General features: G+C 74.2%; 11 protein-coding genes. All 11 read right to left on the bottom strand.

Annotated elements, in window-relative coordinates:
- Positions 1–227 precede the first annotated feature (227 nt).
- Positions 228–953: a prepilin peptidase gene (locus ACFWMZ_RS03175; protein WP_383172659.1), complete on the bottom strand. Its 726-nt coding sequence runs from the start codon at positions 951–953 to the stop codon at positions 228–230.
- Positions 953–3,904, bottom strand: a complete 2,952-nt coding sequence (locus tag ACFWMZ_RS03170) for a BTAD domain-containing putative transcriptional regulator (protein ID WP_383172661.1) — start codon at positions 3,902–3,904, stop codon at positions 953–955. The genes ACFWMZ_RS03175 and ACFWMZ_RS03170 overlap by 1 nt, the downstream gene beginning before the upstream one ends.
- A 480-nt stretch (positions 3,905–4,384) precedes the next feature.
- Entirely contained in the window at positions 4,385–4,846 is a 462-nt protein-coding gene (locus tag ACFWMZ_RS03165) for a TadE/TadG family type IV pilus assembly protein (protein WP_383199322.1), read from the bottom strand.
- Positions 4,843–5,322, bottom strand: a complete 480-nt coding sequence (locus ACFWMZ_RS03160; RefSeq protein WP_383172665.1) for a TadE/TadG family type IV pilus assembly protein — start codon at positions 5,320–5,322, stop codon at positions 4,843–4,845. The genes ACFWMZ_RS03165 and ACFWMZ_RS03160 overlap by 4 nt, the downstream gene beginning before the upstream one ends.
- On the bottom strand, positions 5,322–5,699 hold the full coding sequence (locus ACFWMZ_RS03155; protein ID WP_383172758.1) for a TadE family protein: 378 nt from the start codon (positions 5,697–5,699) through the stop codon (positions 5,322–5,324). Before ACFWMZ_RS03155 ends, ACFWMZ_RS03160 begins: the two co-directional genes overlap by 1 nt.
- 320 nt (positions 5,700–6,019) lie before the next feature.
- Positions 6,020–6,268, bottom strand: coding sequence for a hypothetical protein (locus tag ACFWMZ_RS03150; protein ID WP_383172667.1), 249 nt, complete (start codon positions 6,266–6,268; stop codon positions 6,020–6,022).
- Between the two features lie 65 nt (positions 6,269–6,333).
- Positions 6,334–7,257, bottom strand: coding sequence for a type II secretion system F family protein (locus tag ACFWMZ_RS03145; protein ID WP_383172669.1), 924 nt, complete (start codon positions 7,255–7,257; stop codon positions 6,334–6,336).
- Positions 7,254–8,285, bottom strand: coding sequence for a type II secretion system F family protein (locus ACFWMZ_RS03140; RefSeq protein WP_383199415.1), 1,032 nt, complete (start codon positions 8,283–8,285; stop codon positions 7,254–7,256). Before ACFWMZ_RS03140 ends, ACFWMZ_RS03145 begins: the two co-directional genes overlap by 4 nt.
- Positions 8,286–8,290: 5 nt before the next feature.
- Positions 8,291–9,589, bottom strand: coding sequence for a CpaF family protein (locus ACFWMZ_RS03135; protein ID WP_383172671.1), 1,299 nt, complete (start codon positions 9,587–9,589; stop codon positions 8,291–8,293).
- Entirely contained in the window at positions 9,586–10,413 is an 828-nt protein-coding gene (locus ACFWMZ_RS03130) for a hypothetical protein (protein WP_383199320.1), read from the bottom strand. The genes ACFWMZ_RS03135 and ACFWMZ_RS03130 overlap by 4 nt, the downstream gene beginning before the upstream one ends.
- A 10-nt stretch (positions 10,414–10,423) precedes the next feature.
- Positions 10,424–11,155, bottom strand: coding sequence for a hypothetical protein (locus ACFWMZ_RS03125; RefSeq protein WP_383172675.1), 732 nt, complete (start codon positions 11,153–11,155; stop codon positions 10,424–10,426).
- Positions 11,156–11,583 lie beyond the last annotated feature (428 nt).

The raw sequence follows: 11,583 nt of genomic DNA, 5'->3' as shown, positions 1-11,583 counted from the left end.
CTCAGACTACGCGCACCTTTTCTGCGAGCTTCGCTCGCCTCCGGGGCGCCACACGGCTCCCTTCTTTCGAGCTTCACTCGCCGCCGGGGCGCCACATGTCGTTGTCGAGACACCCGACGTGCTCGTCCGCTTCGCTCCCTGCGCGCGACGGGTGTCTCGACAACGACGCGCCCCTTTGGCTCCCGAAGCCGTGTTGGGGGCGGGGGAGTTTTTTTTGTGCGGGGGGATCAGCGGGCTGCTGATGCCAGGAGGAGGGTGGCGTACGTCCCGGTCAGCAGGCTGGGGCCGAAGGCGAAGGCGGTGCGGCGGCCGGCGCCTCGGGCCAGGACCAGGTAGAGGCCGTGGACGGCGCCGACGAGCAGGCCCGCGAAGGCGCCGAGGAAGACGGCGCCGAGGCCGTACCAGCCGAGGGCGGCGCCGAGGGAGAGGCAGAGTTTGACGTCGCCGAAGGCGAAGCCGTCCGGGTTGATCAGGAAGAGGACGAAGGCGCCGCCGCCCAGGGCGAGCAGGCCGTAGAGGGCGCTCAGCCAGGAACCGGCGGCGCCGGGGAGGGCGGCGGCCACCGCGAGGAGGGCGAGGACTCCGGCGGCGAGCGGAAGGGTGAGCGGGTCGGGCAGGCGCATGACGCGCAGGTCGACCACGGCGAGGAGGAGGCCGACCGGGGCGGCCAGGAGCCAGACCGCCAGTTCGGGGCGGGGGCCCGTGGTGAGGGCGAGCGCGGCACAGAGGGCGGCGGTCAGCAGTACGGGCAGGGCGCGCGGGCCCAGCGGCGTACGGCAGGTGGCGCAGTGGGGAGCGCCGAGCCAGCCGCCCAGCGGGTGGCCCTGCGGGCAGGTGGTGAGCCACTCCTCGCCCGCCGGGGCGGCGAGGCGGTGGGCGGCGCGGGGCAGCAGGGCGCCCCAGCCCGCCCCCCAGAGGGCGGCGAGCGGGGCGAGCCAGAGCGGGCCGGTCATCACCCGGCGGCGGACGCGGTGTCGCGCCAGGCCGGGAGCAGCTCGTCGAGGAGCGCCTCGGTGCGCGGGGGCAGACCGCGGGCGCCGCTGCGGGCCACCAGGTCGGCGGCGCGGCGGCGCAGAGCCTCGGTGTCGCCACTCGCGTGGGTGGCGCGGAGCAGTTCGTTCCAGAGGCGTTCGTCGGCGGGGGCGGTCGACAGGGCGCGCTCCAGCGCCTCGATGGCCTTGGCGGCACGGTCCTTCTCCAGGTGGAAGGCGGCGAGGGCGAGGCCGATATCGGCGATGAGCAGCGGGAGTTGGGCGTCGATGATCTCGTGCGAGAGCCAGCCGTACCGCCCCTCGGGCCGGTCGGCGAGGAGCGGCCCGCGGACCAGGCCGAGGGCGTCGGTGAGGGCGCGGCCGCGCACGGCGCGGTCGGTGGCGCCGCGCCCCTGGGTGGCCTCGTGGTAGAGCGAGCGGAGCACGTCGAGGTCGGAGACGACGGACTTGGCCAGGTGGAGGCGGCCCGCCTCGTCGGTGGTGAGGCGCGGGGTGCCGTCCTCGTCGGTGCCGAGCCAGTCGCGGAGCCGGTCCACCAGGGCGTCCCGCACGTCCTCGGTGACGCCGCGCGGCCAGAGAGCCGAGGCGAGGACGCGTACGTGGACGCCCTCGCGGTGCAGCAGCAGCTGGGCCAGTGCCTCGTGGAGGAGGACCGAGCGGGTGTCGTCGGGCGCGTCGATGCCGATGATCTCGTACGGGCCGACCATGCGGGCGTAGACGGCCGGGCGGCCCTGCTCGGTGACGTCGACCAGGAAGGGCGGCGGTGCGGCACCGGGGGCGGGCTCGTGGTCCGGGTCGGTGGTGGTGAACAGGTCGACCAGGGCGCGCTGTTCGGCGGCCTCGACGCGCTGGGCGTCGAGGTCCAGGCCGAGCAGCGGGGCGAGCAGGCGGCCCTCCGGGGTGATCTCCATCTCCCAGGCGGCGCCGGGGAGTTCACCGCTCTCGGTGCCGATGAGGTAGCCGAAGCCGAGGCGCGGGGCGTCGGCGGCCAGTTCGGCGAGGCGGACGGCCTGGTCGGCGGTGGGCTCGGCGGCGAGCAGCACCAGGTGCGGTGCCCAGCGGGTGTGCTGGGCCGGGCCGGTGCGGCCGGTGAGGACCGAGTCGTGGCCGGCGGTGCCGAGCGCGCCGCGGCGCTGGCGGGTCTCGGCCTCCATGGTCTCCAGGAGCGCGTCGACGCCGTCGAGGTGCCGCAGCCGGGTCGGGGCGATGGCGGTGAGCTCCTCGCCGAAGCCGGCCAGGGTGACGGTCATCCGGTCCGACCAGCCGCTGGTGGCGAGTTCGGCGGCGACCGAGGCGAAGACGGCGTCCCGGTCGGCGGCGGCGCCGCTCAGCGAGACGATGCCGGGGACGGCCTCCAGGTTGAGCAGCAGGCGCGAGTCGTCGAGGGTGCCGAGCGAGACGAGGCCCGGGAAGGGCGCGGCGGCCTCGCTGTCGCCGTACCGCTCGCCGTCGGCGCGCGCCAGCATCCAGAACGTCTCGTCCTGGCCGGTCTGCCACGGCGCGGGCGGCTCCCCGGCGGGCTGGGCGAGCTGGAGGTGGAGGTCGCCGTCGCTGAGCCAGGCCGCGTAGACGGTGGGCAGCGGGCGGGACTCGTCGGCGAGCGAGGCGGCGAGGCCGCGCAGGGAGCGGTCCAGGAGGCGTACGCCCTCGGGGTCGGCGCCGATCAGCAGGGCGTCCTCGACGTCGGCGGCGGACCCGGCGGGGACCGGCGGCTCCATGCCGCGGCGGCCGCCGACGGCGCTCATCGCGGACTGCCACAGGGCGGCCCGGCGGCGGCGGCCGAGGGCGCCGAGGAGACCGGCGGCGAGCAGCGGGGCGGTGATCAGGGCCTCGGGGAGGCCGAAGGAGAAGCCCTCGGCCGCCGCCGGGGCGGCCACCTGGGGCTGCTCGGCCGGGCGCTCGGTGGGGATGGAGATCTGCTGGGTGTCGCGGTCCGTATGGCCGGTGTCGCCGGTGTCCGGCTTCTGTTCCTGGGCCGCGCCGCCGCCTTCGGCGCTGGACTCGCCGGACTTGGCGTAGTCGGCGATCTGCTCGCGGACCTCCTCGGAGACCTTGGGGGCCTCGTCGGGCATCTCGACCAGTTCGCCACCGGTGGCGTCGGCGGGCATCTCCATGATCCAGCCGGGCCGGATGAGGCTGGCCTCGGAGAGCCGCGAACCGTCGGGCTGCACGCGGTCCTTGTTGAGCTGGTAGATCTCGTGGTAGCGGCGGCCGTCGCCGAGGTGGCGCTCCGATATCTCCCAGAGCGAGTCGTGGTGGCGGCCCTCGGGCGGCTGGATGCGGTAGTACTTCGTGTCGCCCTTCGAGGCGGCCGGCTTGGCGGCGGCCTGTTCGGCCTGGGCGCCCGCCTGTTCGGCGACGGCGGTGGCGGCCGACTCGGCGGCGCCCCGGTCCTGGCCGAAGAGGCCAGGGGTCTGCTGGGCCGCCGCGGCGGCGGGCTGCTGGTGGCCTTCGAGTTGCTGGCCGAGCTGGCCGAGGCCCGGGGAGAAGCTGGCGGCGGTGGCGCCGAGCAGGAGTACGGCGGCGACCAGTTGGCGGGCCAGGGCCTGGCTCGGTCCGGCGCCCGGGACCCGGGAGGGCAGGCCGACGCCGGAGAGGGCGGCCTTCACCTCGACCAGGACGCAGGCGGTGAACTGGGCCCAGGCGAACCACACGACGACCGCCAGCACGTTCAGGAACGTGTCGACGGTGATCTCCTGCTGGAGCATGTCCAGCGAGGGCGCCTCGGTCGGCAGCGGCCAGCCGATGACGGAGGCGAGCGCCAGGGGGACGCCGACGACGAGCACGGCCAGCGCGAGGAAGGCGAGCGCCGCCTTGGCGAAGTCACCGAAGGACCGCCGCGTCCGGGGCAGCGGCTGGGGCTGCGGCTGTCGCGTCGAACGCGTCGAGCTGTTGGGGGTGCGGCGGGCCATGGGCACAGTCCTGGGGACGGGTACGGGGCGGTGGGGCCGCCTGCCGTACGAGGGGTCGGGTGGGTGTGGGATGAGACTACTGAGTCGCCATGACCCTGTCGAAGGGTGGCGGGCTGACGCCCGCGGGGTATCGGCCTGGCTCGGCCCCGGCGCCCCTCTGCCTGTAGGGACCACCGGGGCGCGACCCCGGTTCCCCCGGGGTGGTCTCAATCGCCGACCGGGCTCAAGTGGCCTCAAGCGCCGGCCGGGCTTTCTTTGGCCTCAAACGCCGGCCGGGCTGAGAGGGGCTTGGTGGGGCTGCGGCTCGGCGTACTGCTCAGGCGGTGGTCACGACCTCGGCCACCTCGCCGCCTCCAGCCCGGCCGGCGCTTGAGGCCACCCCAGAGGCACCACCCGAAGGGGTGACCGTCAATCCCAGGCCGGCCAACTCCAGCCCGGCCGGCGCTTGAGGCCGATTCGGGGGGACCGACCCCGCACGGGTCACCCCACGGCGTTCTCCGCGACCGAGCGCCCCTTCACGGTGACGGCCCCGCCGTAGAACATGCCGGTGAAGACGGGGTCGTAGGTGAGCTGGATCTCGACCTCGACCTGGTCGGCGGAGGCGGCCACGCAGCCGCTGGCTGCGATGTCGGCGCCGTTCATGCCCATCTCGGCGGCGAACGCCCGGACGCGGGCCCCGCAGTTGGCGTAGTTGATGGGCGCGGCCCCGCCCTCGTCCTGGTAGAGCGCTTCGCGGTCGATGTCCTGGGCGGCGTAGCGGGCGGCCTGTTCGGCGATGTCGGCGGCGCGCTCCCGCTTGGAGATGGAGAGCCCGCCGTCGATGACGAAGGCGGCCAGCGTCAGGAAGACGAGGGCGAAGATGATGACGGCCCCGGCCCCGGACCCCCGGTCGTCCAGCCCGCGCCTGCGAACGGCGGCGCGCAGCCGCCCGAGCGTCGTCACGCCGTCCTCCGGAACGGGTCGAGGGGCGAACTGAAGCTCGCCGTGAGCGTGGTGGGGACGTTGACGCCGATCATCGCGAGCCCCCGGATCTGGCAGCTCACCTCGACGGTGAAGAGGGTGTCGGGCTCGAAGCCGGCGCTGGTCTGCCGGACGCTGACCGGCCCGGTGCAGACGTCGGTGAGGTTGGCCTCGGCGGCCCGCCGGGCCTCGGCGAGGGCGGTGCCGTGGTCCTTCTGGATCGACCCGGCCCGCGCCGCGTCCCGGGCGGCTCCGTCCAACGCTCCGCGCCCGTCGACCAGTTGTCCGAAGGCGACCAGCACGAGGATGAAGAGGATCATCACCGGCGCCAGGATGACCACCTCGATGGTGGAGATCCCCGCGTCGGCGGCGGGGCCGGAGCGGGCGAGCCGCACCCGGCGGTCCCGTACCAGGCCCGCGAGGCGCGCCGTACGCGACGGAGGTGTCGACGGAGCCATCAGCCGTCCTCCTCGACGAAGCGTTCCACCGGTCCGGAGGACTGCGCGTGGACCGTCAGGTCCAGCCCGGGGAAGACGGTGGGGATGCGGGCGGTGATCTCCACGCCCACGGTGTTCGGCTCGGGCTGGAGCATCTTCACGTCCGGGCCGACGACGAGCTGCGGGCCGAGCTGCCGGATGTACGCGTCGGTGACCGTGCGGGCCTCCCCGCGCCAGCCGCCCGGGTTCTCGTCGGCGGTGGCGCGGGCCTTGCGCGCGCCGGCCTGGGCGGCGGCCTGGGCGACGTGGTCGGCGAAGAAGTACAGCGCGAACTGCACCGTCGCGAAGATCATGAAGAAGAGGATCGGCGTCAGGAAGACGAACTCGATGGCCGTCATCCCGCTGTCGCCCGACTCCTTGGCCGCCGCCCGCCGGGACGCGGCGAACCGGCGCAGGGCCGAGCCGCGCCGGGGCACGCCACGGCGCGGCCCCCCTCGGGGGCCTGGCCTTCTCGGTACGGGCTGCACGGGTTCAGCGCTCCTGGGACAGGCGGGCTCGTGGCGCGGTCGGTCGGTCTCCGGGCGCGGCCCGGTCTGATCCGGGCTCCGCCGCCTCGGGCGCCGGGTTCATCCGGCGGGAGGCGGGGCGCCCGGGCGGACGGCAGGGGGTCCGGGCGTACGGCCCGGACCCCGGGGCGTCCGGGGCGATGGCGGCGGGGTCAGCAGGTGCTGCCCGCGTCGGCGCCCTTGATGCAGTCGCCCACCTTGTTGGCGCCCTCGCTGAGGGCGGCGTTGAGGATGGCCGCGACGACGCCGACGATGGCGACGACGACCGCGGAGATGATGACCCACTCGACCGCGGAGGCCCCGCGGTCGGTGTCCTCGTGGCGGGCGTGCTCGACGCGTGCCTTGAGGAAGGTGATCAGGAAGTCGACGGCGGGGTGGCTGAAACTCCGTCCGAATCGCATGGCGAGTCCTCTCGGTGGGTCGACGGGGTCGATGGGGTCGAATGGGTCGGGTGTGGGGAACCGGATCAGACCTGGAACACACGCATGGCGGCCGGGAAGATCAGGAAGACCAGGAAGCCGGCGCAGAGCAGGAGCTGGGCGACGAGCATGGACTGGCTCTTCTCGCCCGCGGCGCCCTCGATCTCGGCCATCTCGCGGTGCCGCATGGTCTCCGCGCGGGAGGCCAGCGACTCTCGGACCTTGGCCCCGTCGTCGGCGACCAGCGCCAGTGAGGCGGCCAGGTCCTTCAGCTCCTCGATGCCCAGCTCCTCGCCGAGCTCCCCGAGCGCCTGCCACTGGCTGTGCCCGGTGATCCGGGCGTCGTTGAGGGCGTTGCGGATCCGCTTGGCCGCCCACCCGTCGCTGACCTCGGCGGCCGCCATCAGCGCCTCGGGCAGGCCGCGCCCGCCCGCCAGGCTCATGGAGACCAGGTCGAGGTAGGCGCCGATGACGCGGCGCAGGTCGCGGCGGCGGTCGGCGGCGTCCCGGCGGACCTCCAGGTCGGGCAGGAAGAAGAAGACCAGCGCGAAGGCGAGCGCCATCCACACCGGGATGATCGGGCTGGAGCCGAAGCCCAGGCGCCACACGATGACGAAGAGGAACGGGCCGAAGAAGAGCCCGGCCCCCGCCAGCAGCACCTTGCTGGCGAGGAACTTCTCCCAGCTCCGGTCGAGGACCGCGAGGTCGGCGCGGAGCGAGCGCTGCTCCCAGCCCTGCTGGAAGTAGAGGTCGGCGACGCGCGTACCGACCTTGGAGCGCACCGTGTCGAGGCGGCCGGTGCTGTCGCCGGTGCCGCGCCCCGAGGAGTAGGCGCTGCCGCGGGCGCGGAGCGCGTCGATGCGGGCGACCTGGGCGACGGGGCTGGACTTGGCCGGCATCAGGGCGCGGACCAGCGCGTAGATGCCGAGGCCGAGGACGGCGCCGATGAGGATCGGCATGGTCAGGCTCATCGCCGCGTCCCTTCCTGCTCGGGGGCGGCCCCGTAGGGCGCGGCCTGGCCCGGCGCGTCAGGGGTGCGGGGCCGGACGAACTGCTGGACGGCGGGCTGGTCGCGGACGAGGAAGCGTTCCGGCGTCTCGATGGTGGAGAGCTTGCGCAGCCACCAGAAGCCGAGGGCGAAGAGGCCGCAGACGCAGGCCAGCACCGCCTGGCCGACGGGCGTGCCGTACGGCGCGACGAAGTCGCGGTTGAAGACGGCGAGGCCGAGGACGAAGGCGACCGATACGGCCACGACGATCTGCACGGAGCGGCGGGTCGAGGAGCGCTGCGCCATGACGCGCTGGCGCATGTCGACCTCCTCGCGCGCGGACTTGGCGAGCGCGCCGAGGACCTGGCGCAGACCGGGCCCGCGTAGCCGCGCGTTGAGGATGAGCGCGGCGACGATGATGTCGGCGGAGGCGTCGTCGATCTCGTCGGCGAGGTACTGGAGCGCCTCCGGCAGCGGCGTACGCGAGCGCAGCCGGTCGACCAGGGCGTCCAGGTGCGGGCGGAGGACGGGCGCGGCGGCGCGGGCCGAGGCCGGGATGGCCTGTTCGAGGCCGACGGCCCCGGCGATGGTGTCGCGCAGCGACTCGGTCCAGGAGGCGAGCGCCTCCACCCGGCGCATCGCGGCGCGTTCCTCGGCGGCGCCGCCGAAGAGCTTGTCCCAGAAGAAGACGAGGACGCCCGCGGCGATGCCGGCCACCGCCCAGCGGGTGACGAGCAGGACGACCAGGCCGACGCCGGCCGCGAGCGAGCCGCGCTGTCCGGCGAACCGCAGCAGTTCGGCGGCGCGTTCGCCCGCCTTGGCCTTCTCGTGCTCGGGCTTGGCGGGCAGGCCGCGGAGGGCGGTGATGAGCAGGGCGAGGCCGCCGCCGACGGCGAGGCCGCACCCCAGCGCGTACAGCACGGGGAGGGAGAAGAGGCCGCCCATGCCGTCGAGGGGGCCGGCGGCGAGGCCGGTGAGGGCGGGGTCGGCGAGGTGGGTCGGGTGGCTCATGCGGCTCACGCCCAGTTCCCCCGGTAGCCGTAGGCCACCAGGTCGTCGAGGCAGGCGATCGGGGCGTGCGGGACGACACGTCCGTCCGGGGTCTCGGCGAAGATCTCGCTGGACAGGACCCGTCCGTCGACGCCGTTGACCTCGCGGATGGAGGTCACCATGCGCTGGAGCCGGCCGCCGGTCTGGTAGTTGTTGCGCCGCTGGATGAAGACGACGAAGTTGACGGCTCCGGCGACGAGCATCTGGCTGGCCTCGATGGGGAGGCGCTCGCTGGCCTGGAGGGCGTAGGTCGAGATGCGGTTGAAGACCTCGTGCGAGCTGTTGGCGTGGATCGTGGAGAGCGAGCCGTCGTTGCCCTGGGACATGGCGTTGAGCATGGTGACGATCTCGTCGCCGAGGACCTCACCGACGATGACCCGCGAGGGGTTCATACGCAGCGAGCGGCGCACCAGCTCGGCCATGGATATCAGGCCCTGGCCCTCGGAGTTGGGCAGGCGCTCCTCGAAGGCGACCACGTTGGGGTGGAGGTCGGGGAAGGAGTCGAGCCCCAGCTCCAGGGCGCGTTCGACGGTGATGAGGCGTTCGGCGGGCGGGATCTCGTTGGCCAGCGCCCGCAGCAGCGTCGTCTTGCCGGCGTTGGTGGCCCCGGCGATCATGATGTTCTTCCGGGCGCGGACGGCGCAGGCCAGGAAGTGGCCGACCTCGGGGGTGAGGGTGCCGTTGCCGACCAGGTCCGACATGAAGACCTTGCCCATCCGCGCCCGGCGGATGGACAGGGCCGGGCGGCGGGTGACGTCCATGACGGCGGAGAGCCGGGAGCCGTCGGGCAGCCGCAGGTCGAGCTGGGGGTTGGCGGAGTCGAAGGGGCGCGAGGAGAGACCGGAGTATGCGCCGAGGATCTGGATGAGTTCGACCAGTTCCTCGTCGGACTCGGCGACCGGGTCGACCTTGGCCTCGCGGCCGTCGGCGTATCCGACGAAGACCTGGTCGGCGCCGTTGATGTCGATGTTCTCGACCTCGGGGTCGTCCAGCAGCGGCTGGAGGCGGCCCACGCCGAAGAGCGCCGCGTGCACGGCGGCGGCGTACTGCTCCTCGGTCTCGGCGTCCAGCGGGGTGCGCCCGGCGTTGATCTCCGCGCGGGCGTACTCCTCCAGGATCTGCGCGATGACGGCGCGCGCGTACTGCCGCTCGTCCTCGCCGGACATCGCGGCGACGCCGGAGACCTGGTCGAGGCGGCGCTGCTCGGCGATGCGGTCACCGGCGTCCTGCCGGAACCGCTTGACGAGCTGGTGGTCGACGCTCATCGCCCGGCCCCCGTGGCGGGGGTGCTCCAGGCCGCGCCGAACTGCTGGTACAGGTCGGCGCTGATCTTCCGGGCGGACCGGATGAGCAGCGACTTGTCGAGCCGGCCTCGGCGGCGCCCGGCGAGCTGGTCGGCCCCGGCCGGGTCGTCGGCGAGGGTGCCGACGACGCGGGCGCCGGTCTGCCCGGCCACCAGCATGTCGTTGACCTGGTGGACGAGTTTGGCGGAGCCGCCCGGGTCGGTGACGAGGACGACACCGATCAGCGGCGTGGCGATCCCGGCGGCGCCGCGCGGCCCGCCGTGCAGCCGCTGGGCGAGGTGGGTGGCCCGGTCCCGGACGCGCGCCAGCGCCTCCGGGGTCGTCCGCGAGACGAGCAGGACGAGCTGGGCGTACGGGAAGAGTTCGACGGCGGCGGTGTCGCCGCTGATCCGCCCGCAGTCGGCGATGACGTCGGCCGGGGCGTGCGGGGAGTCGCCGAGCTGGGCGAAGGACTGACCGAGCGTCGGCCACAGCCCGGTGAACCCGGTGGCCTGTTCGGCGCTGCCGATGCCGACCAGCACGTCGAGCCCGCCGGAGAGCGGCTGGGTGTGGTCCCAGAGCTGGTCGGGGACGAGACCGCGGCGGGCGGTGGCGGCGATGGAGAGCATGCCGGTGTTCGGGTCGAGCGAGCCGCCGTGGGCGGCGGCGCTGCGGTAGAGCAGGTCACCGCCGGCCGGGTCGGTCTCGGCGAGCAGGACACGGCGGGGCCAGACGGCGGAGAGGGCGACGGCGGCGGTGGTGACGCCGGGCGAGCCCTTGTCGGCGGCGAGGGCGATCAAGGCCATGGCGGGCCCCTCAGTTGCCGTTGGAGGCGCCGGAGGGCAGGCGCACCAGGGCGACCTCACCGGCGTTGGCCGCCTGGGCGAGCGGACCGGCGGCAGCCTTGTCCACGGTGACCGTGACGGGGAGGGTGCCGGAGCTGACGGTGCCCTCTTCGGCTTCCCGGACGAGCGCGATCACGGCCGACTCGACCAGCGGGGCGCCCGCGGCGGAGCCGGAGCCCTGCTCGGCGTTGTCGGTGCGGGACTTGGCGGCGTCGCCGACGCGGTAGGCGGTCACCGTGTCACCGGACTTGAGCCCGGAGGGGTACTGGCCCTCCTTGAGCGAGAGGCCGACGTTGACCTTGCCCTCGGGCAGCCCGGTGCCCGCGGCGAACATCTCGCCGACGGCGATGGCGCCCTTGGGGATCGTGTACTTGGCCTTGAGCTTCTTCAGCGAGGCCAGCTGCGACCACTCGACGTAGTTCACCGACTCGTCGGCGGCGACGAGGACTTCGGTCACGGAGTCGTCGGTGATGGCGGTGCCGACCGGGATCTCCTTGTCGATCTTGACCGCCGATATTCGGTCGCCGGCGCGCAGCACCAGCACGGTCGCGCCGAGGGCGCCGACGAGGATGAGGAGGACGGCCAGGGCCGCGAGGGCCGGCTTGCGCTCCCTGGGCGGGGCCGGAAGCCGCTCACCCGCACCCGGCTGAGCCGGCGCGGAGGCCCGGTTGTTGCCCCCACCCGCACGCTCCTGGATCTTCACGCAGCCGCTCCCCGTACCCAAGAATCTCATCGTCGTGACACCCGTGGTGTCCCCGTTGTGCCACCCGGTCCGCGGAGGTGGCGAGACCACCTGCGGTCGTCCGCCGCGCCCCGCCCTGACTGGCGGTCCGGCGCGCCGCGCATGGTCACGCGTCGGGCCATCGCACCGTATCAGCAGCGAGCGGGGCCGCCTCAAGGGCCGAGGGGGCCTTCGGGCGGACGAGAGGGTCTGGTGCGTGTCACGCGGGAGGCGTGCGGGGCGGTTCCCGGCCCGACGCCGGAAACTCGAAAAAGGCCTGGCGCCAGGGGGTTTCACGGCGTCTGCCGCGACTTCCGCACGGAGTTCCGGGATACGGGGGTACGCCCCCGCCCTTCCCCTTCCGGCCGATCCGTCACCTCACCCTGGGGCCCCGCGCACCCCCGGCCCGG

It is taken from the genome of Streptomyces sp. NPDC058373, assembly GCF_042723275.1.
Taxonomy (GTDB): domain Bacteria; phylum Actinomycetota; class Actinomycetes; order Streptomycetales; family Streptomycetaceae; genus Streptomyces.
Note: the sequence above shows the minus strand (reverse complement) of the source record. Positions and strands in the feature narration are given on the sequence as shown.

Excerpts from the sequence above, each read along its gene's own strand:
- ACFWMZ_RS03150 (WP_383172667.1), bottom strand. The coding sequence starts at position 6,268 with ATGCGATTCGGACGGAGTTTCAGCCACCCCGCCGTCGACTTCCTGATC.
- ACFWMZ_RS03135 (WP_383172671.1), bottom strand. The coding sequence starts at position 9,589 with ATGAGCGTCGACCACCAGCTCGTCAAGCGGTTCCGGCAGGACGCCGGT.
- ACFWMZ_RS03145 (WP_383172669.1), bottom strand. The coding sequence starts at position 7,257 with ATGAGCCTGACCATGCCGATCCTCATCGGCGCCGTCCTCGGCCTCGGC.
- ACFWMZ_RS03170 (WP_383172661.1), bottom strand. The coding sequence starts at position 3,904 with ATGGCCCGCCGCACCCCCAACAGCTCGACGCGTTCGACGCGACAGCCG.
- ACFWMZ_RS03175 (WP_383172659.1), bottom strand. The coding sequence starts at position 953 with ATGACCGGCCCGCTCTGGCTCGCCCCGCTCGCCGCCCTCTGGGGGGCG.
- ACFWMZ_RS03160 (WP_383172665.1), bottom strand. The coding sequence starts at position 5,322 with ATGGCTCCGTCGACACCTCCGTCGCGTACGGCGCGCCTCGCGGGCCTG.
- ACFWMZ_RS03155 (WP_383172758.1), bottom strand. The coding sequence starts at position 5,699 with ATGACGGCCATCGAGTTCGTCTTCCTGACGCCGATCCTCTTCTTCATG.
- ACFWMZ_RS03140 (WP_383199415.1), bottom strand. The coding sequence starts at position 8,285 with ATGAGCCACCCGACCCACCTCGCCGACCCCGCCCTCACCGGCCTCGCC.
- ACFWMZ_RS03130 (WP_383199320.1), bottom strand. The coding sequence starts at position 10,413 with ATGGCCTTGATCGCCCTCGCCGCCGACAAGGGCTCGCCCGGCGTCACC.